Annotated in this window: 24 protein-coding genes; 12 read left to right on the plus strand and 12 right to left on the minus strand. The window is 71.8% G+C overall.

Annotated features, from left to right (window positions below):
- Nucleotides 1-86 precede the first annotated feature (86 nt).
- The 3 genes from SPRI_RS16380 (at nucleotide 87) to SPRI_RS16395 (ending at nucleotide 3,450) form a co-directional block, all read left to right on the plus strand.
- A complete protein-coding gene (locus SPRI_RS16380; protein ID WP_005313953.1) occupies nucleotides 87-938 on the plus strand; it encodes a hypothetical protein in 852 nt (283 codons plus the stop codon).
- A gap of 204 nt (nucleotides 939-1,142) precedes the next feature.
- Nucleotides 1,143-1,859: a hypothetical protein gene (locus SPRI_RS16390; RefSeq protein ID WP_005313969.1), complete on the plus strand. Its 717-nt coding sequence runs from the start codon at nucleotides 1,143-1,145 to the stop codon at nucleotides 1,857-1,859.
- A gap of 151 nt (nucleotides 1,860-2,010) precedes the next feature.
- Complete coding sequence (locus SPRI_RS16395; protein ID WP_053557042.1) at nucleotides 2,011-3,450, plus strand: DUF2637 domain-containing protein; 1,440 nt, start codon at nucleotides 2,011-2,013, stop codon at nucleotides 3,448-3,450.
- Between the two features lie 16 nt (nucleotides 3,451-3,466).
- On the opposite strand, the gene SPRI_RS16400 is transcribed toward SPRI_RS16395, so the two are convergent.
- Together SPRI_RS16400 and lysS are read right to left on the minus strand one after the other, a co-directional pair.
- Nucleotides 3,467-3,664, minus strand: a complete 198-nt coding sequence (locus SPRI_RS16400; protein WP_005313977.1) for a hypothetical protein — start codon at nucleotides 3,662-3,664, stop codon at nucleotides 3,467-3,469.
- 127 nt (nucleotides 3,665-3,791) lie between these two features.
- Nucleotides 3,792-5,525 carry a lysine--tRNA ligase gene (gene lysS / locus SPRI_RS16405; protein WP_005313979.1) on the minus strand — a complete coding sequence of 578 codons (1,734 nt, stop codon included), beginning with the start codon at nucleotides 5,523-5,525 and terminating at the stop codon, nucleotides 3,792-3,794.
- Nucleotides 5,526-5,725: 200 nt separating this feature from the next.
- Here lysS and argS point away from each other — a divergent pair, with 200 nt between their 5' ends.
- Nucleotides 5,726-7,489 (plus strand): arginine--tRNA ligase, encoded by a 1,764-nt coding sequence (gene argS, locus SPRI_RS16410; protein WP_005313981.1) that lies wholly within the window; start codon nucleotides 5,726-5,728, stop codon nucleotides 7,487-7,489.
- A gap of 30 nt (nucleotides 7,490-7,519) precedes the next feature.
- On the opposite strand, the gene SPRI_RS16415 is transcribed toward argS, so the two are convergent.
- Nucleotides 7,520-8,899, minus strand: a complete 1,380-nt coding sequence (locus tag SPRI_RS16415; protein ID WP_053557043.1) for a helix-turn-helix domain-containing protein — start codon at nucleotides 8,897-8,899, stop codon at nucleotides 7,520-7,522.
- A gap of 205 nt (nucleotides 8,900-9,104) precedes the next feature.
- On the opposite strand from SPRI_RS16415, the gene SPRI_RS39750 reads away from it, so the two are divergent.
- Entirely contained in the window at nucleotides 9,105-9,848 is a 744-nt protein-coding gene (locus SPRI_RS39750; protein WP_053557044.1) for a DUF4232 domain-containing protein, read from the plus strand.
- A 43-nt stretch (nucleotides 9,849-9,891) separates the two neighbouring features.
- On the opposite strand, the gene SPRI_RS16425 is transcribed toward SPRI_RS39750, so the two are convergent.
- Nucleotides 9,892-10,161, minus strand: coding sequence for a DUF1876 domain-containing protein (locus SPRI_RS16425; RefSeq protein WP_005313993.1), 270 nt, complete (start codon nucleotides 10,159-10,161; stop codon nucleotides 9,892-9,894).
- 205 nt (nucleotides 10,162-10,366) lie between these two features.
- Here SPRI_RS16425 and SPRI_RS38495 point away from each other — a divergent pair, with 205 nt between their 5' ends.
- From SPRI_RS38495 to SPRI_RS16440, 4 genes are all read left to right on the plus strand, one after another.
- Nucleotides 10,367-10,507 (plus strand): hypothetical protein, encoded by a 141-nt coding sequence (locus SPRI_RS38495; RefSeq protein ID WP_159039478.1) that lies wholly within the window; start codon nucleotides 10,367-10,369, stop codon nucleotides 10,505-10,507.
- The gene (locus SPRI_RS16430; protein WP_078951257.1) at nucleotides 10,504-11,856 is read left to right on the plus strand and encodes a carboxylesterase/lipase family protein; all 1,353 of its coding nucleotides are present in this window, start codon (nucleotides 10,504-10,506) and stop codon (nucleotides 11,854-11,856) included. The genes SPRI_RS38495 and SPRI_RS16430 overlap by 4 nt, the downstream gene beginning before the upstream one ends.
- A 180-nt stretch (nucleotides 11,857-12,036) precedes the next feature.
- Nucleotides 12,037-12,906 carry a glycoside hydrolase family 19 protein gene (locus SPRI_RS16435; protein ID WP_037774050.1) on the plus strand — a complete coding sequence of 290 codons (870 nt, stop codon included), beginning with the start codon at nucleotides 12,037-12,039 and terminating at the stop codon, nucleotides 12,904-12,906.
- A 202-nt stretch (nucleotides 12,907-13,108) separates the two neighbouring features.
- The gene (locus SPRI_RS16440) at nucleotides 13,109-15,883 is read left to right on the plus strand and encodes an alpha/beta hydrolase (RefSeq protein WP_053557046.1); all 2,775 of its coding nucleotides are present in this window, start codon (nucleotides 13,109-13,111) and stop codon (nucleotides 15,881-15,883) included.
- Nucleotides 15,884-15,893: 10 nt separating this feature from the next.
- On the opposite strand, the gene SPRI_RS16445 is transcribed toward SPRI_RS16440, so the two are convergent.
- Nucleotides 15,894-16,292 carry an ATP-binding protein gene (locus SPRI_RS16445; protein WP_005314003.1) on the minus strand — a complete coding sequence of 133 codons (399 nt, stop codon included), beginning with the start codon at nucleotides 16,290-16,292 and terminating at the stop codon, nucleotides 15,894-15,896.
- A gap of 152 nt (nucleotides 16,293-16,444) precedes the next feature.
- Between SPRI_RS16445 and SPRI_RS16450 the strand changes: the two genes are divergently transcribed.
- The gene (locus tag SPRI_RS16450) at nucleotides 16,445-17,230 is read left to right on the plus strand and encodes a helix-turn-helix domain-containing protein (protein WP_106428428.1); all 786 of its coding nucleotides are present in this window, start codon (nucleotides 16,445-16,447) and stop codon (nucleotides 17,228-17,230) included.
- Nucleotides 17,227-17,463 (plus strand): DUF397 domain-containing protein, encoded by a 237-nt coding sequence (locus SPRI_RS16455; protein ID WP_005314008.1) that lies wholly within the window; start codon nucleotides 17,227-17,229, stop codon nucleotides 17,461-17,463. The genes SPRI_RS16450 and SPRI_RS16455 overlap by 4 nt, the downstream gene beginning before the upstream one ends.
- Here the strand turns inward: SPRI_RS16455 and hemB are convergent.
- The 7 genes from hemB to SPRI_RS16490 all read right to left on the minus strand — a co-directional run bounded on the left by hemB (nucleotide 17,447) and on the right by SPRI_RS16490 (nucleotide 25,164).
- Nucleotides 17,447-18,448: a porphobilinogen synthase gene (hemB, locus tag SPRI_RS16460; protein WP_005314011.1), complete on the minus strand. Its 1,002-nt coding sequence runs from the start codon at nucleotides 18,446-18,448 to the stop codon at nucleotides 17,447-17,449. The genes SPRI_RS16455 and hemB overlap by 17 nt on opposite strands.
- A gap of 62 nt (nucleotides 18,449-18,510) precedes the next feature.
- Nucleotides 18,511-19,365, minus strand: a complete 855-nt coding sequence (locus SPRI_RS16465) for a class I SAM-dependent methyltransferase (protein ID WP_005314013.1) — start codon at nucleotides 19,363-19,365, stop codon at nucleotides 18,511-18,513.
- Between the two features lie 133 nt (nucleotides 19,366-19,498).
- The gene (locus SPRI_RS16470; RefSeq protein ID WP_053557047.1) at nucleotides 19,499-21,166 is read right to left on the minus strand and encodes a bifunctional uroporphyrinogen-III C-methyltransferase/uroporphyrinogen-III synthase; all 1,668 of its coding nucleotides are present in this window, start codon (nucleotides 21,164-21,166) and stop codon (nucleotides 19,499-19,501) included.
- The gene (gene hemC, locus SPRI_RS16475) at nucleotides 21,163-22,122 is read right to left on the minus strand and encodes a hydroxymethylbilane synthase (RefSeq protein WP_005314017.1); all 960 of its coding nucleotides are present in this window, start codon (nucleotides 22,120-22,122) and stop codon (nucleotides 21,163-21,165) included. Before hemC ends, SPRI_RS16470 begins: the two co-directional genes overlap by 4 nt.
- Complete coding sequence (locus SPRI_RS16480) at nucleotides 22,119-23,843, minus strand: glutamyl-tRNA reductase (RefSeq protein WP_053557048.1); 1,725 nt, start codon at nucleotides 23,841-23,843, stop codon at nucleotides 22,119-22,121. Before SPRI_RS16480 ends, hemC begins: the two co-directional genes overlap by 4 nt.
- Nucleotides 23,840-24,565: a redox-sensing transcriptional repressor Rex gene (locus SPRI_RS16485; RefSeq protein ID WP_037774055.1), complete on the minus strand. Its 726-nt coding sequence runs from the start codon at nucleotides 24,563-24,565 to the stop codon at nucleotides 23,840-23,842. The genes SPRI_RS16480 and SPRI_RS16485 overlap by 4 nt, the downstream gene beginning before the upstream one ends.
- 308 nt (nucleotides 24,566-24,873) lie before the next feature.
- A complete protein-coding gene (locus SPRI_RS16490) occupies nucleotides 24,874-25,164 on the minus strand; it encodes a glutaredoxin family protein (protein WP_005314025.1) in 291 nt (96 codons plus the stop codon).
- Nucleotides 25,165-25,268: 104 nt separating this feature from the next.
- On the opposite strand from SPRI_RS16490, the gene SPRI_RS16495 reads away from it, so the two are divergent.
- Nucleotides 25,269-26,210 (plus strand): HAD family hydrolase, encoded by a 942-nt coding sequence (locus SPRI_RS16495; protein WP_005314027.1) that lies wholly within the window; start codon nucleotides 25,269-25,271, stop codon nucleotides 26,208-26,210.
- The last annotated feature ends 370 nt before the right edge of the window (nucleotides 26,211-26,580 follow it).

Here is a 26,580-nt window from a genome sequence, read left to right on the forward strand (position 1 = left end):
GACATTGTGTCCACCGGCCTCCGAAGGGCGGCAACCAGTTTTCGCCGCGAGAGCGGCGCGGAGCACAGACAGAAGGGAGCCCGGGCGTGCAACGAAAGGCGTACGTGCCCGGCGTGGCGGCGCTTCTCGCGGCGCTCGTGACCGGCTGCACCGCCGGCGACGGCACCGAAGGCTCCGACATCGACGCCAAGGTCAACGGGGCCAAGGCCTCCGCGGCGCCCCCCGGCAAGTACCGCACGCTTCTCGAGCCGTGCGGGTCCGTCGGGCTCTCCACGCTGAAGGACCTGCTGCCGGGCACCGTGACCCTGCCGGAGGAGCAGCAGCAGAAGGTCCTGCGCGGCACCGCGGCCGTCACCTACGACACGGACCGCCGGGTCGGGTGCAGCTGGAAGGGCGACGCCCCGGACGCCTCGCACCAGCTGCGGGTCGACTTCGAACGCGTCGTCTCCTACGACCCGGCCGTGAGCGACGACGACCGGGCCCAGGAGGTCTTCGAGAAGAAGCAGGGGTCCGCCTCCGTTCCGATCGCGCCGCCGAAGGACGAGCCGGAGACGGGCGGCGCCTCGCCGTCGTCCACCCAGAGCCCCGCGGCCGGGAGTTCGAGCGGCGCCGGTCCGGGTGCCGGAGCCTCCACGGACACGGCGGCCGGGGCCTCCACGTCCGCCGGTGCGTCCTCATCCGCATCCGCTCTCGAGGGCCTCGAGCCCCGGGCGCTGGAAGGACTCGGTGACGCGGCGTTCCTGGACGACGTGCTCGGCCGCGCCGGTTCCACGGTTCAGCGCCGCACCGTGAGCGTGGTGTTCCGCACATCCAATGTGATCGTCACCGTCGTCTACGGCGAGCAGCCGGCCGTGACGGGAGGAGTGCCCGACAGCAAGGAACTGCAGGAAAAGGCGCAGAGCCTGGCCCGGAAACTGGCGGAGCAGCTCGACGAGTGAGCGGCCTCGCGGCCCGGTTTCCCCCGTTCGTGCGTTCAGCGGTCCGGCCCACAGCTGTGTCGCGTCCGCGTACGGTGGCCTCGCCGGTCCGTCCGGCCGACACCGGCGGACCGACCGCCTGGCCGACCGAGTACCTGCCCGAGCACCTGCCCGACCGAGTATCCGACCGACCGAGTACCGAGTACCTGACCGACTGAAGGAACCATGCACCGTTCAGCCCCGCGACTCACCCGCATACTCGCCTGCGCCGCCGTCCCGGTGATGCTCGTCGTCGCAGGCTGCTCCTCGGACTCCGACAGCGCCTCCAAGGACTCCGCTTCCTCCGCCTCCGCCGCCCCCGAGGCCAAGAAGTCCCCGACCGTCGCTCCCGCCAGGTTCAGCAAGCTGCCGAGCCCGTGCGACTCGATCGCGGAGAAGACGATCGAGGACCTGGTGCCCGGCACCAAGTCGAAGAGCGGCACGGCCGGCAAGTCGTCGGACATCGCGCGGCGCGGCAGCTGTTCCTGGAACGGCCTGGACGACAACGGCGTGAAGGGCTCGCAGTACCGCTGGCTCGATGTCTCGTTCCTGCGCTACGACTCCGACGCCTCCCTCGCCGTGAGCGGCGAGCAGCGCGCCGTGGAGTCGTACGCGAAGGAGATCGCGAAGGCCAAGGCCACCGAGGGCGCCAAGAACGTCAAGACCTCACCGGCCCCGGGTGTGGGCGACGAGGCGACGACGGTCAACTACACGCTGCGCAAGACCGACGAGGACTTCACCTACGCCACGATCGTGGCCCGCACCGAGAACGGTGTGGTGACGCTCACGTACAACGGCACGGGCTACGCGGGCGCGAAGAACCCCTCCGCCGCCGATCTGACGGAGGACGCCGTCAAGGCCGCGAAGGAGGCCGTGGCCTCGGTCGCCACCGCCAACAAGTAGTAGGCAAGTTCATAACGCCGGGAGCCCGGAGGTCCGGACTCCGCCGGCATGTGCCAGGCTGTGCCCGCCGGTTCAGGATCCGCGTCGGGGCCTGTGCGGATATCCGGTCCAGGAATCGAGAGCCGGTCCAGGAATTGGGGAGGGGTCGCGGGTGGCCGCGATGCAGCTGACACGCACGCACCGAATACTCATCGGGGTCGTCGTCGCGGGCGCGTTGATCATCGCCGCGATCGGCTTCGCCGGGTCGTACGCCGCCGTGCGCGAGCTCGCGGAGCAGAAGGGCTTCGGCGACTTCTCCCTGGTCTTCCCCATCGGCATCGACGCCGGCATCTGTGTGCTGCTGGCGCTCGACCTGCTGCTGACGTGGATGCGGATACCCTTCCCGCTGCTGCGCCAGACGGCCTGGCTGCTGACCTTCGCGACGATCGCGTTCAACGGCGCGGCGGCGTGGCCGGATCCGCTCGGTGTCGGCATGCACGCCGTCATCCCGATCCTGTTCGTGGTGGCCGTCGAGGCGGCCAGGCACGCGGTGGGCCGGATCGCGGACATCACGGCCGACAAGCACATGGAGGGCGTGCGGCTCACCCGTTGGCTGCTCTCCCCCGTCCCGACGTTCAAGCTGTGGCGTCGGATGAAGCTGTGGGAGCTCCGCAGCTACGAGCAGGTGATCAAGCTCGAGCAGGACCGGCTGATCTACCAGGCCCGTCTTCAGGCGCGTTTCGGCCGGTCGTGGCGGCGCAAGGCCCCGATCGAGGCGCTGATGCCGCTGCGGCTGGCGAAGTTCGGCGTGCCGCTGGCGCAGACGGCCCCGGCGGGCCTGGCGGCCGCGGGCATCGAGCCGGTGCTGCTGCCGCCGGCGCCGGTGGCGCAGGCCACGGCGCAGCCGGAGCTGCCGGCGGGCGGGGAGACGGAGCAGCCGTCCCGGCGTGAGCCGGACGGCGCGGTCGCGGCGCGGCGTGACGAGCCGGTCTCCGAGGTCCCCGGCGAGGAGCAGTACGAGGGGCCGGGCTCGCACGAGAGCCCCTGGTTCGCGGCCCCGCAGGTTCCGCAGGACGCCTACGAGAGCGCGTACAACCCGACGTACGTGGAGGGCCTGGAGCCCCACCCGGTGCCGGTGCCCGCCGGTCCCGGCCGCACGCGTCCGCTGGGCTCGGGGCCGTCCCCCGAGGCGCAGGCGCAGGAGGGGGCGTACGGGCAGCAGGCGTACGGCCCGCAGCAGGACGGGCGGTACGGGCAGGCGCCGTACGGTCCGCGTCAGGGTGTGCCGTACCAGCAGCCGTACGCCGGGCAGGAGCCGGGCGACGCCTACGTCGACGGCGGCGCCGAGGGGCCCGTGCCCTACGAGGAGTCCGCGTCCGAGCCGGCCCCCGACTACACGGCGGAGGACAAGGAGTTCGCGGAGCTCGCGTACCCGGTGTTCAGGACGTACGTCAAAGAGAACAACGACTGGCCGAAGGCCGACCACCTCGAGATACTGCTCGCCGACCGCCACGGGGTGAACCACCCGCGCAGCGGGGCGCTGCTGCGCCGCCTGATGCCCGAGTTCAAGAACCGTCACCAGGCCGACCTGGAGGCCGAGCACATCGCGTGACGGGCGGGGCTCCGGGTCACGCCCGTTTCTTGGCGGTCTCCGCCGTGAGCGCGAGCGCCACTCCCGCCACGGCGACGGCGATGTAGCCGGCCGACGGGAGGTCCCACCACTTGTGGAGCAGGCCCCAGGGCTTGTCGCCGAAGGTCGGGCCGGGCCGGCCCGGTACGCCCTGGACGCCGGTCACCCAGCCGATGATTGCCGCGATTTCCCTCATGCCTCCACGGCTCCCGGTGCCGTGGAGGCTTCGTCGTGCACACGGCGGATCCTGGGGTGGGCCGAAGGGTGCAGTGACGCCGCAGGGCCCTCACCCCCAGGGGCGAGGGCCCTGCCGGGCGCGGTCGTCAGGCGGCCAGCAGCTTGCGGACGCGGTCCGCACCCACCGCCAGCAGCAGTGTGGGCAGACGCGGTCCGGTCTCGCGGCCGACCAGCAGGCGGTACAGCAGGGCGAAGAACGAGCGCTGGGCGGTCTTCAGCTCCGGCGTCGGCTTGGCGTCGGGCTCCAGACCGGCCATCACCTTCGGCACGCCGTAGACGAGCGTGGTGAGACCGTCCAGGGACCAGTGCGTGTCCAGGCCCTCCAGCAGCAGCCGCAGCGACTCACGGCCCTCGTCGTCGAGGGAGGCGAGCAGCTCGGTGTCGGGCTCGGCGCGGACCACGGTGCGCTGGTCGGCCGGGACCTGGGTGGTGATCCAGTTCTCGGCGCGGTCGAGCCGCGGCCGTGCCTCGTCGAGCGAGGCGAGCGGGTTCGCCGGGTCGAGGTCGCTGAGGATGCGCAGGGTCTGCTCGTCGTGGCCGCCGGTGATGTCGACGACGGAGGCGAGCGTGCGGTACGGCAGCGGACGCGGGGTGCGCGGCAGCTCGCCGGCGGCGGTGCGGACGGCCCGCGAGTAGGCGGCGGCGTCGGCCGGCAGCACGCTGCCGTCCTCGACCTTCGCGGCGAGCTTGTCCCACTCGTCGTAGAGCCGCTGGATCTCCTGGTCGAAGGCGATCTTGAAGGACTGGTTGGGCCTGCGGCGGGCGTACAGCCAGCGCAGCAGCGGCGCTTCCATGATCTTCAGCGCGTCGGCCGGGGTCGGTACGCCGCCCCGCGACGACGACATCTTGGCCATGCCGCTGATGCCGACGAAGGCGTACATGGGGCCGATCGGCTGGACGCCGTCGAAGATGTCGCGGACGATCTGCCCGCCGACGACGAACGACGAGCCCGGGGAGGAGTGGTCGACGCCGCTCGGCTCGAAGATCACTCCTTCGTAGGCCCAGCGCATCGGCCAGTCGACCTTCCAGACCAGCTTGCCGCGGTGGAACTCGCTCAGCCGGACGGTCTCGCTGAAGGCGCACGCGGTGCAGGTGTACGCCAGCTCGGTGGTCCCGTCGTCGTACGAGGTGACCGTGGTCAGGTCCTTCCCGCACTGCCCGCAGTAGGGCTTGTACGGGTAGTACCCGCCGGCGCCGCCGCTGCCGTCGTCCTCCGCGGCCGCCCCGGAGCCCTCCGCCGCCTCGAGCTCGGCCTCGTCGACCGGCTTCTGCGACTTCTTCGCGGGGCCCTTCTTGGTGCGGTACTGGTCGAGGATCGCGTCGATGTCGCCGCGGTGCTTCATCGCGTGCAGGATCTGCTCGCGGTAGGCGCCCGACGTGTACTGCTCGGTCTGGCTGATGCCGTCGTACTCGACGCCCAGCTCGTCCAGGGCGGCGGTCATCGCGGCCTTGAAGTGCTCGGCCCAGTTGGGGTGGGCCGAGCCGGCGGGCGCGGGGACCGAGGTGAGCGGCTTGCCGATGTGCTCCGCCCAGGACGCGTCGATGCCCTCGACACCGGCCGGCACCTTGCGGTAGCGGTCGTAGTCGTCCCAGGAGATCAGGTGGCGGACCTCGTGGCCGCGCCGCCGGATCTCGTCCGCGACCAGGTGCGGGGTCATGACCTCGCGGAGGTTGCCCAGGTGGATGGGGCCGGACGGGGACAGTCCGGACGCGACGACGACCGGTTTGCCAGGCGCACGTCGCTCCGACTCGGCGATGACCTCGTCCGCGAAACGGGAGACCCAGTCGGTCTCGGTGCTGCTCTGAGCCACGGTCGGCACGTCCTTCTTTCTCGAAGCTTCTCGAAGCTGGCTGAAGCTGAAACGGAGCTGGGCGGAGCCAGAGCTCCCAGCCATTCTCCCAGACGGAGCAGATCGCTCCGGGCCCGTCGGGGCGCGGCTCATTCTTCCGGGAAACCGCTTGTGTCTCCATGGGATACTTGACAACCGCAACAGACTTTCTCCTATCGGAACGGAAGCTCATGGCCTCGGTCCCTTCCCTCGCCTCGAATGTGCAGCAGCGCCTCGCGGACGCCCTCACGGCAGCCCTGCCGGAGGCCGGTGCCGCCGACCCCCTGCTGCGACGAAGCGACCGGGCCGACTTCCAGGCCAACGGCATCCTGGCGCTGGCCAAGAAGCTGGGGGGCAACCCCCGCGAGCTGGCGGCCAAGGTCGTGGACGCCATCGGCCCGAACGACGTCCTCGGGGACATCGAGGTCTCCGGCCCCGGCTTCCTGAACATCACCATCACGGACAAGGCGATCACCGAGACGCTGGCCGCGCGTGCGGCCGACGACCGTCTCGGCGTGCCGTTCGCCGCCGGGTCCGGCACCACGGTGATCGACTACGCGCAGCCGAACGTGGCCAAGGAGATGCACGTCGGGCATCTGCGGTCCGCCGTGATCGGCGACGCGATGGTGCAGATCCTGGAGTTCACCGGCGAGAAGGTGGTCCGGCGCCACCACATCGGCGACTGGGGCACCCAGTTCGGCATGCTCATCCAGTACCTGATCGAGCACCCGCACGAGCTGGACCACAAGGACGGTGTCTCCGGCGAGGAGGCGATGTCCAACCTGAACCGCCTCTACAAGGCCTCGCGCACCCTGTTCGACTCCGACGAGGAGTTCAAGGACCGGGCGCGGCGCCGGGTGGTGGACCTCCAGTCCGGCGACGAGGAGACGCTCGCGCTGTGGCAGAAGTTCGTCGACGAGTCGAAGATCTACTTCTACTCGGTCTTCGAGAAGCTCGACATGGAGATCCGCGACCCCGACATCGTCGGTGAGTCCGGGTACAACGACATGCTCGACGAGACCTGCCGCATCCTCGAGGAGTCCGGCGTCGCCGTGCGCTCCGAGGGCGCGCTGTGCGTGTTCTTCGACGACGTGAAGGGCCCCGACGGCAACCCGGTCCCGCTGATCGTGAAGAAGTCCAACGGCGGCTACGGCTATGCCGCCACAGACCTCTCCGCGATCCGCGACCGTGTGCAGAACCTCGGCGCGAACACGCTGGTGTATGTGGTGGACGCCCGTCAGTCCCTGCACTTCAAGATGGTCTTCGAGACCGCGCGGCGGGCCGGCTGGCTGAACGACAAGGTCAAGGCGGTCCAGCTGGCCTTCGGCACCGTGCTGGGCAAGGACGGCAAGCCGTTCAAGACCCGTGAGGGCGAGACGGTGCGTCTGGTGGATCTGCTGGACGAGGCGATCGACCGTGCGACGGCGGTGGTGCGCGAGAAGGCCGAGAAGGTGGGCCTGAGCGAGCAGGAGATCGTCGAGAACGGCCGGTACGTCGGCGTGGGCGCGGTGAAGTACGCCGACCTGTCGACGTCCGCGGTGCGCGACTACAAGTTCGACCTGGACCAGATGGTGTCGCTGAACGGCGACACGTCGGTGTACCTCCAGTACGCGTACGCCCGTATCCAGTCGATCAAGCGCAAGGCGGGCGACCGCCGCCCGGTCGCCCACCCCGAGCTCGAACTGGCCCCGGCGGAGCGTGCGCTCGGTCTGCACCTGGACCAGTTCGGCGAGGTGCTGGCGGAGGTGGCGTCCTCGTACGAGCCGCACAAGCTGGCCGCGTACCTGTACCAGCTGGCGTCGCACCTGACCACGTTCTACGACCAGTGCCACGTGCTGAGCGCGGACAACCCGGCGGAGGTCGTGGAGAACCGCCTCTTCCTGGTGGACCTCACCGGCCGCACGCTGCACCAGGGCATGGCGCTGCTGGGCATCCGGACGCCCGAGCGTCTCTGATCACACGACTGCGCACACCGGCCGGACGAGTCAGCGAGCCACCCACTCGCCCTTGTCCGGCCAGTAGTCGTACATGGGGCGGCCTTCGGCGGCACTCGTACGGAACGGCTTGCCCCCGTCGTCGACGCGGATGCTCCCGCTCCGGTCACCGCTGCTCCAGGCGACCTCCAGGTACCAGCTGACGTCGTGCCCCTCGGTGTGCACGTCGAAGTTGAGAACCTGCGGATCGTTCGACGCCACCTTGTACGGGAAGTCCTTGGCGGGCACGGTCAGGTCGCCGTCCGTTCCCGCGACGGGTTTCGCGACCGGGCCGGCCGCATCGAGGTCGATGTCGAAGGTCTGCGGTGTGACACCGCTGCCGCACCCCTCGCCCATCGAGTACGCGTTCCACGCGAGCGCCGCGCCCCGCGCCACGGTCCGGACGTGCACGGCGTTGATGACGACCGAGTCCTCGGTCCTGCCGGTGGCGGTCAGCTGGAGATGCATCCGGCCGGCGTCGATGCCGCCGAGCACGCCGGCCCAGTGCCGGCGGTCCTGCGGGGCGGGCGGCGGAGGGACCGCGTCCGGCTTCCCGTCGAAGAGGTAGTACTGCCCGCACGGCGAGGCCCAGTTGTACGAACTCACCCCCACGCGCAGCGGCACACCACCGGTCCCGGCCGGGGCCTTGCTCTGCCGGGACGCCTGTGCGGACGGGGTCGCGCCGCGAGGGGAGGTGCTCGCGTCCGGGCTGCTGCTCGGTGAGGCGCTCGTCGAGGGTGAGGCGGAGCCGGTGACGGGGGCGGAACGGGACACGGCCCCGGTCGGCGCGACTGCTCCGGCGGGCCCTTGGGCGGAGGCTTCGGGGGCGCCGGAGTCACCGGTGTCGCTCGCGACGACCGCCACGGGGACGGCGAGCGCGACGGCGGCGGCAGCGGCGAGGGCCATGAGGAGACGCTTGCGGCGGCTGCCCGTGCCGGGCGCGGCGGCTTCGGCGGACTCGCCGGAGGCGAGGGGAAGTTCGGGGTCCGCGGCGCCCGCGGTCCCGGCCGTCTCCGGAACGGCTGCCGGTGCGGCAGCCGTGGCCGCCTCCGGAACGGCCTCCGGTGCCCCTGCCGGGGCCGCCTCGGGAGCGGCTTCCCGTGCCGCTGCCGGGGCCGTCTCCGCTCCGGCGCGTCCGCGTCGGCGGGCCTCGTCCGCGAGGATCCACCTCCTGTGCAGATCGACCAACTCCTCGCGCTGCGCACCGCACAGCCGCGCGAGCCGTTCGACGGAGGAGAACTCGGCCGGAACAGCGTCACCGTTGCAGTAGCGGTGCAGCGTCGACGTGCTGACGTGCAGTTTGCCTGCCAGCACCCCGTAGCTGAGTCCGGAGCGTTCCTTCAACTGACGAAGCACGGCCGCGAGCTGGTCGGCCTCCGACGTCGTCGCCACTGCTGTTCCCCCACGTCATACCGGTACCGCGTCCCGGAACGGCGTTCCAGGGAAGGGCTTTCCGCCCAGGTCAGAGTACTCGCAGGCATTCCAGCATCCCCAATGGTCCGGCGGGTGTTGCGGCCGGAATCCGCCCCTCGACAACCTGTTGTCACGCCGCAAGGCACCGACAGAGAACGACCTTCCAACGGGGAGAACGACCACCATGCGCACCAACCTGATCCGCTCCACCGCCGTCGCCGCCACCGCCCTGATCGCGGCCCTCTCGCTCACCGCCTGCCAGAGCGACGACGGTGCCCGGGACGAGGGCGCGGCCCCCTCCACGAGTGCTCCCGCCGCCCAGAAGCCGGCCCCGGACCCGACCGCGACCCCCGCCTCCGACCCGGCCGCGTCTGCGAACCCGCCGGCCGACAAGCCGGCCGGGAACGGCAACGGCAAGGGCAGCAGCGGAGGCTCGGCCGGCACCGGTGGCACCGGCGGTGCCGCTGCAGGCTCCGGCGGCGGCACCGAGGACGCGGGCCCGGTCATGACCGCCTGCGGCGCGGACGTGAAGGTCACCTACAGCACCGTGCGGCGTCCCATCAACCACGCGCTGCTCACCATGACCAACACGGGCTCCGAGCCGTGCAACGCGTACCACGCGCCGCTGCTCCGCTTCGACGACGGGCAGGCGGCCACCGCCGTCAACTCCGGCAGCAGGCCGCAGGCCGTCGTCACCATCGCCCCGGGCGAGTCCGCCTACGCCTCGATCATGCTGGCGGCGGCGGACGGCAGCGGGACCGACGGCCGCACGGCCGCGAAGCTCGCCGTGAGCTTCGCGCCGCGCAGCGGGTCCGGCTCGACCGACGCCGCACCGGCCGTGATCAGCCTGCCGGCCGACACCTACACCGACACCAGCACGAACGTCACCTACTGGCAGAGCACGATGGACGACGCCCTCATGTACTGATCAAGGACGACCGGGCCGCTCCGGACAGCCGGGGCGGTTCCGGTCACCGGATCTCGTGCGACGGCCGGCCTGCCGCGTCGTCGATCTCCCCGTGCGCCTTCTGAAGGAGCTGGGAAGCGAGGTCCATCAGCGCACGGGCACCGGCGATCTCCTCGCCGACGAGGAGTTGCGGCTGGTCGGAGTGGTGCCGATTAGCGTTTCCGTGTCCGCGGTACTCCGTCCCGTCGCCGAGCCTCACCATGGCGGCCGCCCTGGTCCGGTCGCCCTCCTCCTTGAACTCCATCTCTATGTGCCATCCGACGAGTGTCTGCATGACGGTTCACCTCCAGCGGTACCCCTTCAAGGGTGCGCCGCGCGGTCCCCGAACGCGAGCGCGCGTCGGGGGCGGCGGCCGGCCGGCACGGCGTGCGCTTCCTGCCGGTGGGGCCGGCCCCCGCCCGGGGGTGCACCTGGTGACACCCTCGGCCCGGGGGTGCGTCGGCTGCCCCCGGCGACGCCGCCTCCGTAGCGTCATGCGCATGTCGAAAGCAACCGTCGTGATCGCCGCCGTCACCGCCCTCGCGGCCGGTGTCCTGACCGGGAGCGGCGCCACCGCCGGCCCGCCGCCCGGCCCTCCCCCGTCGTCCGCACGGCGGACGGCGCCGTACGCGGCACACTGACCGAGGCCGCCCGCGTCTTCCAGGGCATCCCCTACGCCGCCCCGCCCACGCGCTGGGAGTCGCCCCGGCCCGCGCCTGCCTGGCGCGGCGTACGGGACGCCACGGAGCCGGGCGCGGCGTGCGCGCAGTCCGGCGCCGTCCCGGTCAAGGGCCCGAGGAGCGACGCGGAGGACTGCCTCTTCGTCGACGTCACGACCCCGCGCGCCACGGCACCCGCGCCCCGTCCGGTGATGGTCTGGCTGCACGGCGGGGACCATGAGGACGGTGAGGGGGCGATGTACGGGGCGCAGCGCCTCGCGGCGGGCGGCGACGTCGTCGTCGTGACGGTCAACTACCGGCTCGGGGCGCTCGGATACCTGGGCGACGGCAACTTCGGTCTCCAGGACCAGCAGGCCGCCCTGCGCTGGGTCCGGGCGAACGCGGCGGCCTTCGGCGGCGACCCGGGCAAGGTGACGCTGTTCGGCGAGTCGGCCGGAGCCCGCAGCGTCTGCGCCCATCTGGTCTCGCCAGCGTCGGCGGGCCTGTTCCACCGGGCGGTCCTGCAGAGCGGTCCGTGCCTGGACGACGAGACCCTGGTCCGCACGGAGGCCCTGCGGCACGCGCGGCGCCTGGCGGGGAAGTTCGACAGGCCGCTGCGCGCGGTGACGGCGGCGGAGCTGGTGGCGGCCGACGACGAGGAGACGCGTTACGGCCCTGTCTACGGGACCGCGCTGCTGCCCGATACCCCGCGCGAGGCGTTCGCGTCCGGCCGTTTCCACCGCGTGCCCGTGCTGCACGGCATCAACCGCGACGAGGAGACGTTCCGCGTCTACGGTCTGGAGCTGTCCCGGCAGCGGCTCCTCGACGAGAGCGACTTCCGTGCGTACGTGACCGGCCTCTACGGCGCAAAGGTCGCAAAGAGGGCTCTCGCGCGGTATCCGGCGAGCGCGTACGGCGGCTCGTACGCGCGGGCGCTCGCGGCGGCCATGACGGACGCCGTCTGGGGACGCCCGGCGATCGCCACCAACGAGGCGCTGGGAGCGCGGACGACCACGTACGCCTACGAGTTCTCCGAGCAGGACAACCCGTGGTTCAAGGATCTCCCGCCGGCGAGCTTCCCGGTGGGCGCCCCGCACCTCGCCGAACTGCCCTATCTGTTCGACCTGGCCTGGTCCGAGCCGCTGACGGCGGAGCAGCGGCGCCTGTCCGGCGCGCTGACCGGAATCTGGTCGGACTTCGCGCGCACCGGCCGCGCCCCGTGGCAGCCGTACTCGCCGGACGCGCCGCACACGGCGAGCATCTCCTCCGAGGGCGTCCGCCCCACGGACCTGGCGAAGGAGCACAACCACTGTTTCTGGAAGGGCCTTTGAGGCTCCCCGCTCCGCCGGGACTTACCCGGAAGTCACATTGGTCTATACCTTGACTCGATCACGTCAATCACGCTTGAGTGTGCGCACAGCCCCCCACCGCGGCCGCGCCCGGAGAGCAACTACCGCTCCGGGCCGAGCCGTTGCGCTCAAAGGAGTGATCGAGTGCTGAGAACCCGCCTCATGGCACTGCTGACCGCCGTCCTCATGGCCACCGGTCTGGCCGTCGCCCTGACACCCTCCGCGTCCGCCGCCGGCCCGTGCGACACCGCCACGGACTGGCGACAGGGCGCCTGGTACACGGCTGGCAACGTTGTCAGGTACAACGGCTCCTACTACATCGCCGAGCACGACAACCCGGGCTACAGCCCGACGATCAGCACCTGGTACTGGGACCCGTACACCTGCAGCGGCGGCGGCACCCCGTCCCCGTCCGGCTTCGTGGTCAGCGAGTCGCAGTTCAACCAGATGTTCCCGAACCGGAATCCCTTCTACACCTACAGCGGTCTCACCGCGGCCCTGAGCGCCTACCCGGGCTTCGCCAACACCGGCAGCGACACGGTGAAGAAGCAGGAGGCGGCGGCGTTCCTCGCCAACGTCAGCCACGAGACCGGCGGCCTGGTCCACGTCGTCGAGCAGAACACCGCCAACTACCCGCACTACTGCGACTGGAGCCAGCCCTACGGCTGCCCGGCCGGACAGGCCGCCTACTACGGCCGCGGCCCGATCCAGCTCAGCTGGAACTTCAACTACAAGGCCGCGGGCGACGCACTCGGCATCGACCTGCTGAACAACCCCTGGCGGGTCGAGCGTGAGGCGGCCGTGGCCTGGAAGACCGGCCTCTGGTACTGGAACACCCAGAGCGGTCCGGGCACGATGACCGGTCACAACGCCATGGTCAACCAGGCGGGCTTCGGTCACACCATCCGCTCGATCAACGGCTCCCTGGAGTGCGACGGCAAGAACCCGGCGCAGGTCCAGAGCCGGGTGACCAAGTACCAGCAGTTCACGCAGATCCTGGGCGTGCCGACCGGCTCCAACCTCTACTGCTGAGCCGCCGGACCTCTTGAACGGGCCGCGGACCGGGGAGACGACGTCCCCCGGCCGCGGCCGCACCATGTCGCGGGCCTTCGACCGCACAGATCCGGCCGAAACCTTGCGCGCAGGCAGCCCCCACGATCTTCTCCCCGTCCTCCGGGGTCGAGAGGCACTCGGGACAACCGGGCGCCGACCCACGGGGTTGAGGAGGGGAACGTTGATACGTGCCCGGAGGATATGGGCCACCGCGACAGCGGTGCTCATGGCGGTGGGGGCGGCGCCGGCAGCGGCGCAGGCCGCCCAGCCGCCCCAGGTTCGCCCCGCCACGGCGGCGAACGACAACGACGGTCTGCCGCCCGGCTGGCGGATCGTCCAGGAGGACGGACGGAGCGCACTGGAGTGGCGCTCACCGCGTCCGGTGCCGGCGGGCGACGCCCGCGTCGAGTTCCACGCGAACGACAAGGTCGTCGGCGTGCCCGAGGCCGGCAAGGACGGACGGACCTTCCGCCTGCCCCTCGACGACGCCCGGACGACGGACCCGGCGGACCTGAGGGACCTGAGCGTGCTGGCGGGCGGCCGCCGCCTCGACCGGGAACCCGGCCGCGCCTCCGACGCCCGCGGGACCGCGCCGACCGCGAAGCGGCCCGTCCGGCTCCCGGCCGGCCCGGTCGACCCGGGCAGGCCGGGCACCTACCGCACCACCACCGGGGAGTACACGCTCGACCCGGTCCGCCTGCCCGGCTTCCCGGCCCCGGTCGAGATGCGCGCCGTGGTGGTCGCACCCAAGGGCGCCCCCGGCAAGCGCCCCCTCGCGCTGTTCCTGCACGGCCGCCACGCCACCTGCTACGTCCCGGGCGACGAGGACGGGGTGACGATCGACTGGCCCTGCGCCAAGGACGCGAAGCCGATCCCGAGCCACCGCGGCTATCTGCGCGACCAGGAGCTGCTGGCCTCCCAGGGCTATGTGACCGTGTCGATCTCCGCGAACGGCGTCAACGGCCAGGACTGGAACGCCGAGGACGGCGGCGCACAGGCGCGCTCGTCCCTGGTCCGCTCGCACCTGGCCCGCTGGGCGGACTGGGCCGCGAAGCCCGCCACCGCCCCCGGCCCGGTGCGCGAGGCCCCGAAGGCCGACCTGTCCCGCGTCCTGCTCGTCGGCCACTCACGCGGCGGCGAGGGCGTCAACCGCGCGGCCATGGACAGCCTGTATCCGCCGGCCCCCGCCCAGGACGGCTACCGCGACAAGGTGCGCTGGCACATCCGCGGGACCGTGCTCATCGGCCCGACGATCTTCGGCCACAACCCTGTCCCCGACGTCCCGTCGCTGACCATCCTGCCCGGCTGCGACGGCGACGTCTCCGACCTCCAGGGCCAGGTGTACGCCGACGGCACGCGCGGCGTCAGCCGGGGCAAGGCCCTGCACAGCGCGGTCTACATGGTCGGCGCGAACCACAACTACTTCAACAGCGAGTGGACCCCGGGCCAGGCCCAGGCCCCCGCCGACGACGACTTCTGGTCCGACCCCGAGCAGCCGGACCCGGTGTGCTCGCCGGGGACCGCGACCCGGCTGACCGCCGACCAGCAGCACCGGGCCGGCGCCACCTACATCGCCGCCGCCGCGCGGCTGTTCGTCGCCGGTGACGACCGGGTGCGTCAACTGCTCGACGGCACCGGCCGCCGGGCCCCCTCCGCCGATCCCGCCCGGGTACTGACCCACGCCGTCGGCGCGAACCGCGGCGCCGGGTTCCTCCCCGACGGCTCCGTGACCGTGACCGGCGCCCGGCTGTGCGACGCCATAGACCCGAAGGCCCCCTGCCTGAACTCGGAGACGGGCTCCTCGCCGCACTTCGCGCACTGGCAGCCCGAGCACGAGACCGGCCGCCGCGCGGTGGCGCTGGACTGGTCGGCGCCGGGCTCGACGGCGACCGTGCGGCCCGCGAAGCCGCTCTCCCTCAAGGATGCCGACAGCCTCGCTCTCCGCGTCTTCGTGCCGCCCAACACCACCGGGACGCGGCTGGACGTGTCCGTCACCGACTCCTCCGGCAAACGGGCGAAGCTCGGCACCGTCCGGGTGGACGGACTGCCGGGCAGCGACCGCACGGCCTCCTACTGGGCCCACGAGGTGCGCGTACCCCTCACCGCCGCCGCCCGCGCCGGCCTCGATCTGCGCCGGGTCGCCGCCCTGGAACTGACCCCGCGCACCGGCTCCGGCAAGGCGTGGCTGATGGACGCGTGGGCATGGAGCCCCGGCACCTCCGTGGTGCGCGAGGCTCCGCTGACCCGGGTCGACATCGGCCGTCTGAAGGTCAAGGAGGGCGACTCGGGCGTCCGCACGTACCAGGTGCCCGTACGGGTGTCCGGCAAGGGCAGCGGCACGGTGCGGCTGTACGTGCTCGACCCGATCACCGGAGAGGCGAAGGACCGGCTGGTGACGGTCCGGCCGGGCGGCACCGTGGAGGTGCCGGTTCGGGTGGAGGGCAACACGCGGTTCGCCTGGGACACCTCCCACGACGTGCTCGTGAAGGCGGTCCGCGGGACCGTCGTCGGCTCCCACAGCGGCGGGGTCACCGCCGAGAACGACGACCCGGAGCCCCAGGTCACCGTGAAGCCGGTCGCCGACGAGGTGACCGAGGGGCAGACCCTGAAGTGGCGGGTCGCCCTGTCCGAGCCGGCCGACGCCGAGATCTACACCTCGATCCAGTTGGTGTCCGTCGCCGGCGGCCCCGAGCTGTCCACCAAGGACGTCGACGAGCAGTGGCTCCTGGAGAACCTGATCGGCGAAGTCCCCGCCGGTGAGGTCCCGCTGTCCCAGCTGGACCATCCGTTCCTGTGGGTCCCGGTACCGGCCGGCAGCACCGGCGTGGACGTCACCGTACCCACGGTCGCCGACGAAGCAACCGAGCCGGCGGAGTACGTGGGCATCCAGCCCGGCGACGACGAGGGCGCGCCGCAGGGCCCTGTCCTCAAGGGCACGGTGCTCGACGCGCCGTAGGACGCCCGGTTCACGGCCGCGCGAACTCGCACCACACCACCTTGCCGGGTTCGCGCGGCCCGATCCCCCACCGGTCGGCCAGCGCCGCCACCAGCAGCAGGCCGCGCCCCGACTCGTCGTCCGGGTCGCGAAGACACGGCTTCCCGTCGCCGCTGTCGTGCACCTCGACGCGCAGCGTCCCGTCCTCCGTGAGCCGCAACCGCAGCAGATACCCGCGGCCGGGCGGCACACCGTGCACCAGAGCGTTCGTCGCGAGCTCGCTCACGCAGAGCGTGACGTCGTCGGCCTGCGCGTCCCAGTCCCACGCCGTGAGCGCCTCGCGCGTGAACTCCCGTGCCAGGCACACGGATCGCCGCTCCCGGCGGCAGAACAGTTCGCGCAGGTCCTCGTGTTGCATCGTCTTGTCCACGGGACGAGCGTCGTGGCGTGTGACCGGGCGGCAGGACTCCGTCCACCCGTACATTTCCTTTGTACGGGCGGTGGAGGCGTAACGTACGGGGCTGCCTGGGGAGTTGGTCAGATATGCACCCCAGGAGACGCCACCGGAAGAACGCCACGGCGATGCGCATGGTCGGCCGCCAGCTGGCCCGCTTCCGCGAGGCCGCGAGCCTCACCCAACGTGAGCTGGCCGCCGAGTTCAACCTCGGCGAGGAGACCGTGGCCTCCATCGAACAGGGCCGCCGCCCGTTGAAGCCGGACCTCGCCCAGAGATTCGACGACCGCCTCGACACGAAGGGCGCGCTGTCGGTCGCGGTGGAACACATGCCGGAGGTGGACCTGATCCCCGCGTGGGCGGAGGAGTACATGGACCTGGAGCGGGAGGCGTTGGCACTGTCGTGGTACGAGAACCAGGTGCTCCCGGGCCTCTTGCAGACCGAGCGCTACGCACGTGCTGTTTTCCGTACCGACGTTCCCGCCCTCAGCGAGGACGAAGTCGACCGGCTGATCGCCGCTCGGCTCGCACGACAGGAGGTGCTGCGCCGAGCCCAGCCTCCGACCATCAGCTTCGTCGTATCCGAAGCCGTCCTCATCGACAGGCTGGGCGGCGACTCCGTACGCCATGAAGCCCTGCAGCACGTGCGTATGTGCGCCGAGGTTCCCGGCTTCACCATCCAGGTCATGCCCCTCGGGCGCGAGTCGCACGCAGGGCTGTCCGGTCCGTTCATCCTCCTGGAGACCCCGGACCATCAGCACCTCGCGTATGCGGAAGGGCAACGCGGTAGCCAGCTGATCTCCAGCCCTGACGAGGTCAGCATCCTGGGCCGCAAGTATGCGATGCTGCGGACGCAGGCCCTCAACGCCGAAGAAACAAGGGGCCTGTTGGACCGCCTGCTAGGAGACCGATGAGCACCGCACTTGAGTGGTTCAAGTCCAGCTACAGCAGCGAGCAGGGCGGGGCCTGCCTCGAAGTGGCCTACGACTGGCGCAAGTCGACCCACAGCGACGGCCCCGGAGGGGCCTGCCTCGAGGTCGCCACCCACCCCGCCGCGATCCACGTCCGCGACTCGAAGAACCCCGGCGGCCCGAGCCTCGCGCTCGCCCCGGCCGCCTGGGAGTCGTTCGTCAGCGACCTGCGCTGATCCCCTGGGCGACCTCGGTGGCCCAGTACGTCAGGATCATGCTCGCGCCCGCCCGCTTGATGCCGAGCAGGGTCTCGGCGATCGCCTTGTCCCGGTCGATCCAGCCCTTCTCCGCCGCGGCCTCGACCATCGCGTACTCGCCGCTGATCTGGTACGCCGCGACCGGCACGTCCACCGCATCCGCGACCTTCGCCAGGACGTCCAGGTAGGGGCCGGCGGGCTTGACCATGACCATGTCCGCGCCCTCCTCGAGGTCGAGCGCCAGCTCGCGCATCGACTCGCGGACGTTGGCCGGGTCCTGCTGATAGGTCTTGCGGTCGCCCTTGAGCGACGAGCCGACGGCCTCGCGGAAGGGCCCGTAGAAGGCGGAGGAGTACTTCGCGGTGTAGGCGAGGATCGACACGTCCTCCTTGCCGATCGTGTCGAGCGCGTCGCGGACCACGCCGATCTGGCCGTCCATCATTCCGCTCGGGCCGACGACGTGGACGCCGGCGTCCGCCTGGACCTGCGCCATCTCGGCGTAGCGCTCGAGCGTGGCGTCGTTGTCGACGCGGCCGTCCGCGGCGAGGACCCCGCAGTGACCGTGGTCGGTGTACTCGTCCAGGCAGAGGTCGGACATGATGACGAGCTCGTCGCCGACCTCGGCCTTCACGTCGCGGATCGCGACCTGGAGGATGCCGTCCGGGTCGGTGCCGGCGGTGCCGAGGGCGTCCTTCTTCTCGTCCTCGGGCACGCCGAAGAGCATGATCCCCGCCACGCCGGCCTCGCGGGCCTCGACGGCGGCCTTGCGGAGCGTGTCGCGGGTGTGCTGGACGACGCCGGGCATGGCCGAGATGGGCACGGGCTCGCTGATGCCCTCCCGTACGAACGCGGGGAGGATCAGGTCGGCGGGGTGCAGGCGCGTCTCCGCGACCATGCGCCGCACCGCGGGGGTGGTCCGGAGCCGCCGGGGGCGGGCACCGGGGAAGGATCCGTACGCAGTCATACGGCCACGCTACGCCTGTGGGACGGGTGCGAATGCCGACAGGGCGTCGGCGGACCGGGCCCTCACGGCCTTGTCGCGGTGACGATCCAGGCGGCCGACTCGTAGCGGACGCCTTCCTCGGTCAGGTGGCATTCGAGGTCCGCGCCGAGCGACCGCAGGGCCCGCTCCCTGTCCTGCGCGTCGAGCCCTTCCAGCGCCCACTCGAGCATGCCGGACACGAAACGCCGGGCGTGCTCGATGTCGCGCCCCAGGTTCAGGGGCAGCGCGCGCCCGTCGAAGTGCGGGGAGTCGAAGCCGGCCGCCACGAGCACGTCGCCGACGACGTCCGGGTCGGCCATGGAGAAGGGGCCCGGCGCGCCGGGAGGCGGCAGGGGAAGCTCACGGCCGACCGCGACGGCGCCCAGGAAGGACGTGAACCACTCGTTGCGTTCGGGCTCCTGCCAGACCAGCAGCGCCAGCCGCCCGCCGGGCCGCAGGGCGCGGGCGATGTTGCGGAACGCGGTCACCGGCTCGGCGAAGAACATGCACCCGTTGCGGCTGATGGCCACGTCGAAGGCGGCGGTGGGGAAGGGGTACGTCTGGGCGTCGCCCTGCTCGTAGCGGATGCTGTCGAGCCCTTCGCGCGCCGTCTCCTGCCGGGCGGCGCGCAGCATCGCCGCGGACAGGTCGACGCCGAGCACGGGCCCGCCGACGGTGAGCCGGGCGGCGGCGCGGGAGGTGAGACCGTTGCCGCAGCCGATGTCCAGCACCCGCTCGCCCCGGTGGAGCCCGGCGGCGTCGAGGAAGGGGCGCTGGTAGGCGTGGACGGCGCGGTCGAAGTCCTCCGCGTGTGCCGCCCAGTAGGCGCCCTCGTCGCCGTCCCAGGCGCGTGCCTGCTCGGCGTTGGACGGATCGACGTGGAGTGTGCTGGCGCTCACTGCGGGTCACCCACTTGCCTGCCCGAAGGATCCTTGTGCTTCCGGTGTACGCCTGTGGGGCCCCGCCTGTCGAACGTACGGAGGCGGGGCGGGTGGGGATCTCCCCGCCCGCCCCGCCTCAGGACCACATACCTCAGGTCGTCGTGCGACGTCTCCGGCCGCCCGGACGGCGCTCCGACGGGCGCGTCACGTGCTCGCCCGCCTCGACCGCGGCGGCGCGGCGGGCCGCGCCGAACTCGGCCAGCGCCTCGGCCAGCCGGTGCACGGACGGCTCGGGGGACAGGACGTCCACCCGCAGCCCGTGCTCCTCCGCGGTCTTCGCGGTGGCCGGACCGATGCAGGCGATCACGGTCACGTTGTGCGGCTTGCCGGCGATGCCGACCAGGTTCCGCACCGTCGACGACGAGGTGAAGAGCACGGCGTCGAAGCCGCCGCCCTTGATCGCCTCGCGGGTCTCCGCCGGCGGCGGCGACGCACGCACCGTCCGGTAGGCGGTCACGTCGTCGACCTCCCACCCGAGCTCGATGAGGCCCGCGACCAGCGTCTCGGTGGCGATGTCGGCGCGCGGCAGGAAGACGCGGTCGATCGGGTCGAAGACCGGGTCGTAGGGCGGCCAGTCCTCCAGCAGCCCGGCGGCGGACTGCTCACCGCTCGGCACCAGGTCCGGCTTCACGCCGAAGTCCACCAGCGCGGCCGCCGTCTGCTCGCCGACCGCCGCGACCTTGATCCCGGCGAAGGCGCGGGCGTCGAGGCCGTACTCCTCGAACTTCTCCCGCACCGCCTTCACGGCGTTGACGGACGTGAAGGCGATCCACTCGTAGCGGCCGGTCACCAGGCCCTTGACCGCACGCTCCATCTGCTGCGGCGTGCGCGGCGGTTCGACGGCGATCGTCGGGACCTCGTGCGGCACGGCGCCGTAGGAACGAAGCTGGTCGGAGAGCGAGGCCGCCTGCTCCTTCGTGCGCGGTACGAGCACCTTCCAGCCGAACAGCGGCTTGGACTCGAACCACGCGAGCTGCTCGCGCTGTGCCGCGGCGCTGCGCTCACCGACCACGGCTATGACCGGCTGGTGGCCGTCGGGGGACGGCAGCACCTTCGCCTGCTTCAGGGTCTGCGCGATCGTGCCGAGCGTCGCCGTCCAGGTCCGCTGCCGCGTGGTCGTGCCGGCCACGGTGACGGTGAGCGGGGTGTCCGGCTTGCGGCCGGCCGCGACCAGCTCGCCGGCCGCCGCGGCGACCGTCTCGAGCGTGGCGGAGACGACGGCCGTGCCGTCGCTGGCGCCGACCTCGCTCCAGCAGCGGTCGGAAGCGGTGCGCGCGTCGATGAACCTGACGTCCGCGCCCTGCTCGTCACGGAGCGGGACGCCCGCGTACGCGGGCACGCCCACCGCGGTCGCCACACCGGGCACGACCTCGAAGGGGATCCCCGCCGCGGCGCAGGCGAGCATCTCCTGACCTGCGTCGGTGTCCAGGCCGGGGTCACCGGTCACCGCACGGACGACCCGCTTGCCGCCCCGTGCTGCCTCCATGACAAGATTGGCCGCATCCCTGAGTACGGGGATCCCGACGGTTGTTGACACGTCGTCAACAACCGTCAGTTCAGGCGTGCTCACGCTCGCCCGCGCATGGCCGCGAACGACGTCGAGCACCTGCGGCTCGGCGACCAGCACGTCGGCGCCGGCCAGCGCCTCGACGGCGCGCAGAGTCAGCAGACCGGGATCGCCGGGACCGGCACCCAGGAAGGTGACGTGCCCGTGTCCGTGTGCCGGAAGGGGCGGATGGGTCGAGGTGGTGGGGCTCAAAGTGCTCGCTCCCCCATAAGACCAGCCGCACCCTTGGCCAGCATCTCGTCCGCGAGTTCGCGTCCGAGCGCCGCCGCGTCGTCGTGCGACGTGGGTACGGGACCGGTGGTGGACAGCTGCACCAGCGAGGAGCCGTCGGTCGTGCCGACGACGCCGCGCAGGCGCATTTCGGTGAATTCCTGGCCGTCGCCCAACAGGTCGGCCAGCGCACCCACAGGTGCGGAGCAGCCGGCCTCCAGGGCGGCGAGCAGGGAACGCTCTGCGGTCACGGCGACCCGCGTGTGCGGGTCGTCGAGCCCGGCGAGCGTGGCGACGAGGTCCGCGTCGGACGCGGAACACTCGATCGCCAGTGCCCCCTGGCCGGGAGCCGGCAGGACGAAGTCCACCGACAGGAAGTCGGTCACCTCGTCGGTCCTGCCGATGCGGTTGAGTCCGGCCGCGGCGAGCACGACGGCGTCGAGCTCCCCGTTCCGTACAAATCCGATGCGGGTGTCGACGTTGCCGCGGATCGGCACGGTCTCGATCGTCAGGCCGTGCGTGCGGGCGTACGCGTTCAGCTGCGCCATCCGGCGCGGCGAACCGGTCCCGATCCGGGCCCCGTTCGGGAGCCGCTCGAAGCTCAGGCCGTCGCGCGCGATCAGCACGTCGCGCGGGTCCTCACGCTTCGGCACGGCCGCGAGCGCCAGCTCGTCGGGCTGGGTCGTGGGCAGGTCCTTCAGCGAGTGAACGGCGAAGTCGACCTCCCCGCGCGCCAGCGCCTCACGCAGCGCGGCGACGAACACGCCGGTGCCGCCGATCTGCGCGAGATGCTCCCGGGACACGTCCCCGTACGTGGTGATCTCGACGAGCTCGACGGCGCGGCCGGACAGCCGGCGCACCGCCTCGGCCACTTGCCCGGACTGGGCCATGGCCAGCTTGCTGCGCCGGGTTCCGAGCCTCAGTGCCCTCTCGGTCATACTCGCCCTCGGTTCTTGACATCTGCGTCATTCAGGTCGGCCCGGCTGACGGAGGCGACCGTCTCCGGGTCGAGGTCGAAGAGTGTCCGCAGCGCGTCCGCGTACCCGGCGCCGCCGGGTTCTCCGGCCAGCTGCTTGACCCGCACGGTGGGCGCGTGCAGGAGCTTGTCCACGACGCGGCGCACGGTCTGGGTGATCTCGGCCCGCTGCTTCTCGTCGAGTCCGGTCAGCCGCCCCTCGAGGCGCGCCATCTCGCCCGCCACCACATCGGCGGCCATGGTGCGCAGGGCGACCACGGTCGGCGTGATGTGCGCGGCACGCTGGGCGGCGCCGAAGGCGGCGACCTCGTCGGAGACGATCGAGCGGACCTGGTCCACGTCGGCGGCCATCGGCGCGTCGGCGGAGGCCTCCGCGAGGGACTCGATGTCGACGAGACGTACGCCCGCGAGGCGGTGCACGGCGGCGTCGATGTCCCTCGGCATCGCCAGGTCCAGCAGCCCGAGCCGTACCGGCCCGGTGCGGTGCGCGACGACCGTGCGGTCCGCCTCACGCGGGGCCCGGGAGCCGTTGTCGACCCAGGCGCCGTGCTGGGCGAGGGAGTCGTCCAGCCCGACGGGGCACTCGGCGGCGTCCGCGACGGCCGGCTCGGTGCCCCGGGCAACATCCGCTGCGCCGAAAGCCGCGGCGCTCTGCGCGTCGTGCTCGACGGCGGAGACCGGAGCGTCGGCGTCGGTGGCCGCGGGCGGCACCCCGGGAAGGCCGGCGAGGTCGTCGTGGCGGCCGGGCAGCTCGGCCACCCGTCCGTCGCGCGCCGCGACCGCGGCGAGGCGGGCGACCAGGCTTCCTTCGGGGGCGCGCAGGTCCTCGGGGACCGCCGCGCCGGGCACCATGTGCTGCGCGAGCGCCGTCGCGACCGACTCGGCCGTCAGCACCAGGCCCGTCGCGCCGGTGCACGACACGGCCACGTCGGCCAGGGCGAGCTCGGCGGGCACGTCGGCCATGCGCACGGCACGCGCGCTCACGCCGCCCTCGGACAGCACCGCGGCCAGCCGCTCCGCGCGCTCCATGGTCCGGTTGGCGACGACGAGTTCCCGCACACCGAGGCGCGCCAGCGTCGTGGCGGCCAGCGAGGACATCGAGCCCGCGCCGATGACCAGCGCCTTGCGGTCCCGCACCCACGTCTCGACCGGCTCGCCCGCGGCGAGCTGCTCGAGGCCGAAGGTGACGAGCGACTGCCCGGCCCGGTCGATCCCGGTCTCGCTGTGCGCGCGCTTGCCGACCCGCAGCGCCTGCTGGAACAGGTCGTTGATCAGCCGTCCGGCGGTGTGCAGTTCCTGCCCGAGCGCCAGCGCGTCCTTGATCTGGCCGAGGATCTGCCCCTCGCCGACGACCATCGAGTCCAGGCCGCAGGCCACCGAGAAGAGGTGGTGGACGGCCCGGTCCTCGTAGTGCACATAGAGATAGGGGGTGAGCTCCTCGAGGCCCACGCCGCTGTGCTGGGCAAGCAGCGTGGACAGCTCGGCGACGCCGGCGTGGAACTTGTCCACGTCCGCGTACAGCTCGATGCGGTTGCACGTGGCGAGCACCGTCGCCTCGGTGGCGGGTTCGGCGGCCAGGGTGTCCTGGAGAAGCTTGATCCGCGCGTCGGTGGACAGGGATGCCCGCTCCAGCACACTCACGGGTGCGCTGCGGTGGCTCAGCCCTACGACCAGGAGACTCATGCCGGCATCACCGCGGACATGTCACCGTCGGGGCCCTTGCGGTTCGCGGCCTCCGCCTCTTCGCCGGCCTTGCGCTGCTCGTGGAAGGCGAGGATCTGGAGCTCGATCGAGAGGTCGACCTTGCGCACGTCGACGCCGTCCGGCACGGACAGCACGGTGGGCGCGAAGTTCAGGATGGAGGTGACCCCGGCGGCGATCAGGCGCTCGCAGACCTGCTGCGCGGCACCGGCGGGCGTCGAGATGACGCCGATCGAGACCCCGTTGTCGCTGATGATCTTCTCGAGCTCGTCCGTGTGCTGCACCGGAATTCCGGCGACGGGCTTTCCGGCCATGGCCGGGTCGGCGTCGATCAGCGCGGCGACCCGGAAACCACGGGACGCGAAGCCGCCGTAATTGGCGAGCGCGGCGCCGAGATTACCGATTCCTACGATCACAACCGGCCAGTCCTGGGTCAGGCCCAGTTCCCGGGAGATCTGGTAGACGAGATACTCGACGTCGTAGCCGACGCCCCGGGTCCCGTACGAGCCGAGGTAGGAGAAGTCCTTGCGCAGCTTCGCGGAGTTGACCCCCGCGGCCGCCGCGAGCTCCTCGGACGACACCGTGGGTACGGAACGCTCCGACAGCGCGGTCAGTGCGCGCAGGTACAACGGAAGCCGGGCGACGGTGGCCTCGGGGATTCCTCGGCTACGGGTCGCCGGTCGGTGATTTCGGCCAGTTGCCACGGTGCTCCTGGGGGATGAGCGAGGCTGCAGGCGGCCGTGTGTCCCAAGACCGCCCCGTCGACAGCAGGCTATGTCTTTGTGAACGCGTGCACAAAGATGGTGTCCGCTTTGTCCGTCCAAAGTGACCGGGGTCACGCAATTCGGCGGCCGGATCGAGGAACCGCGAACCGTTGGTGACCGTTGGGCTACCGAAGGGCGCAAAATCGGACACACTCCTCTCGAATACGCCCCCGAGACCGCCTGATTCCGCCTACTGTGCCCTGCCGCCGTCGCCCGCCGATAGGGCCGCGACGGCGCGCCGTGGACTTTCACGGACCGCCTGGCCGTCCGCCCAGCGCGCGCCGCAGCCGACCTGCGTCCACCTTCCAGAAGGTGTGCTGCTCGCCGTCGACGAGGACCACCGGGATCTGCTCCCAGTAGGCGCGGTGCAGCTCCTCGTCCACGGTGATGTCCTTCTCCTCCCAGGGCACGCCCGCCTCCGCGCACACCTGCTCGACCACGGCGCGCGCGTCGTCACAGAGATGGCATCCGGGCTTCCCGATGAGGGTCACCACGTGTTCCCCGGAGTTCTTCTTGGTGCGCCGCAGCAGTGGACTCATGCGTCCATTCTCGCCGGTCCCCTTAACAGGCCGGTCGCGGACTGTTCACGCCGCCGCATCCCCGCGCGTCCGGAAGTACCGAACAGACTGGCTATGCTCACGACATGGCCGCACTGGGATGGCTCACCCCGCGCAGGCGCTCCGCCACGGCACGCAGCGTGCTCGCGGGCGAAGCCGCAGCCGAGGCAGCACGGAAGTCCTCGCAGACGATCGAGGCGCTCGAGGCACAGGACGTCACCGCCCCTGCCGTGGAACCGGTGTTCCCCGTCGCGGGCGACGAGCGTGCCGCCGCCTTCTTCGACCTCGACAACACGGTCATGCAGGGTGCCGCGATCTTCCACTTCGGCCGTGGGCTCTACAAGCGCAAGTTCTTCCAGCGCCGCGAACTGGCCAGGTTCGCCTGGCAGCAGGCATGGTTCCGGCTCGCGGGCGTCGAGGACCCCGAGCACATGCAGGACGCCCGCGACAGCGCCCTGTCCATCGTCAAGGGCCACCGCGTCTCCGAACTGATGAGCATCGGCGAGGAGATCTATGACGAGTACATGGCCGACCGCATCTGGCCGGGCACCCGCGCGCTCGCCCAGGCCCACCTCGACGCCGGCCAGAAGGTGTGGCTGGTCACGGCGGCGCCCGTGGAGACCGCGACGATCATCGCCCGCCGCCTCGGCCTGACGGGCGCGCTCGGCACGGTCGCCGAGTCCGTCGACGGCGTCTACACGGGCAAGCTCGTCGGCGAACCGCTGCACGGCCCGGCGAAGGCGGAGGCCGTGCGCGCGCTGGCCGCGGCCGAGGGCCTGGACCTGACCCGCTGCGCGGCCTACAGCGACAGCCACAACGACATCCCCATGCTGTCGCTCGTCGGACACCCGTACGCGATCAACCCGGACACCAAGCTGCGCAAGCACGCCCGGCAGCTGGACTGGCGACTGCGCGACTACCGCACCGGCCGCAAGGCGGCCAAGGTCGGCATCCCGGCGGCTGCCGGAGTGGGCGCCCTCGCGGGCGGCACCGCGGCCGCGGTCGCGCTCCACCGCCGCCGCCGCTGACACCGCGGCCAGGCTCCACCGCCGACGCAGACACCACCGCCGGCACTGAACCGGTCGGTCGCATTCCACCGCCCCCGGCGCCGACGCCGGTCGCTCTCCACCGCCCCCGGCGCCGACGCCGCGGCCCCTCACCGACGACCCGGGGCCGTCGCGCGCTTCCGAACACGTGATCCCCGCGCGTGTCGGCGGCCAATCCACGGGTGTTACCCCTCCGGCCCCCCGGCCAGTCCTCTTGTCACGGCGCGGCCACAAGTCACCACCCGATAAGACAGATCTCGAAGCAATTCGATCAACAAGTGCTCACAATGTGCGACCGGTTGTGACGTATAGACGTAACAGAAGCGACCGAAACGACGATTTGAGCAACTCG

Origin of the sequence: Streptomyces pristinaespiralis (assembly GCF_001278075.1) — a bacterium.
Lineage (GTDB): Bacteria > Actinomycetota > Actinomycetes > Streptomycetales > Streptomycetaceae > Streptomyces > Streptomyces pristinaespiralis.

Coding starts and splice junctions, on each gene's coding strand:
- SPRI_RS16450 (WP_106428428.1), top strand. CDS start 16,445: ATGCGCATGGTCGGCCGCCAGCTGGCCCGCTTCCGCGAGGCCGCGAGC.
- SPRI_RS16390 (WP_005313969.1), top strand. CDS start 1,143: ATGCACCGTTCAGCCCCGCGACTCACCCGCATACTCGCCTGCGCCGCC.
- SPRI_RS16495 (WP_005314027.1), top strand. CDS start 25,269: ATGGCCGCACTGGGATGGCTCACCCCGCGCAGGCGCTCCGCCACGGCA.
- SPRI_RS39750 (WP_053557044.1), top strand. CDS start 9,105: ATGCGCACCAACCTGATCCGCTCCACCGCCGTCGCCGCCACCGCCCTG.
- hemC (WP_005314017.1), bottom strand. CDS start 22,122: ATGACCGAGAGGGCACTGAGGCTCGGAACCCGGCGCAGCAAGCTGGCC.
- SPRI_RS16455 (WP_005314008.1), top strand. CDS start 17,227: ATGAGCACCGCACTTGAGTGGTTCAAGTCCAGCTACAGCAGCGAGCAG.
- SPRI_RS16425 (WP_005313993.1), bottom strand. CDS start 10,161: ATGCAGACACTCGTCGGATGGCACATAGAGATGGAGTTCAAGGAGGAG.
- SPRI_RS38495 (WP_159039478.1), top strand. CDS start 10,367: ATGTCGAAAGCAACCGTCGTGATCGCCGCCGTCACCGCCCTCGCGGCC.
- SPRI_RS16480 (WP_053557048.1), bottom strand. CDS start 23,843: ATGAGTCTCCTGGTCGTAGGGCTGAGCCACCGCAGCGCACCCGTGAGT.
- SPRI_RS16400 (WP_005313977.1), bottom strand. CDS start 3,664: ATGAGGGAAATCGCGGCAATCATCGGCTGGGTGACCGGCGTCCAGGGC.
- SPRI_RS16435 (WP_037774050.1), top strand. CDS start 12,037: ATGGCACTGCTGACCGCCGTCCTCATGGCCACCGGTCTGGCCGTCGCC.
- argS (WP_005313981.1), top strand. CDS start 5,726: ATGGCCTCGGTCCCTTCCCTCGCCTCGAATGTGCAGCAGCGCCTCGCG.
- SPRI_RS16490 (WP_005314025.1), bottom strand. CDS start 25,164: ATGAGTCCACTGCTGCGGCGCACCAAGAAGAACTCCGGGGAACACGTG.
- hemB (WP_005314011.1), bottom strand. CDS start 18,448: ATGACTGCGTACGGATCCTTCCCCGGTGCCCGCCCCCGGCGGCTCCGG.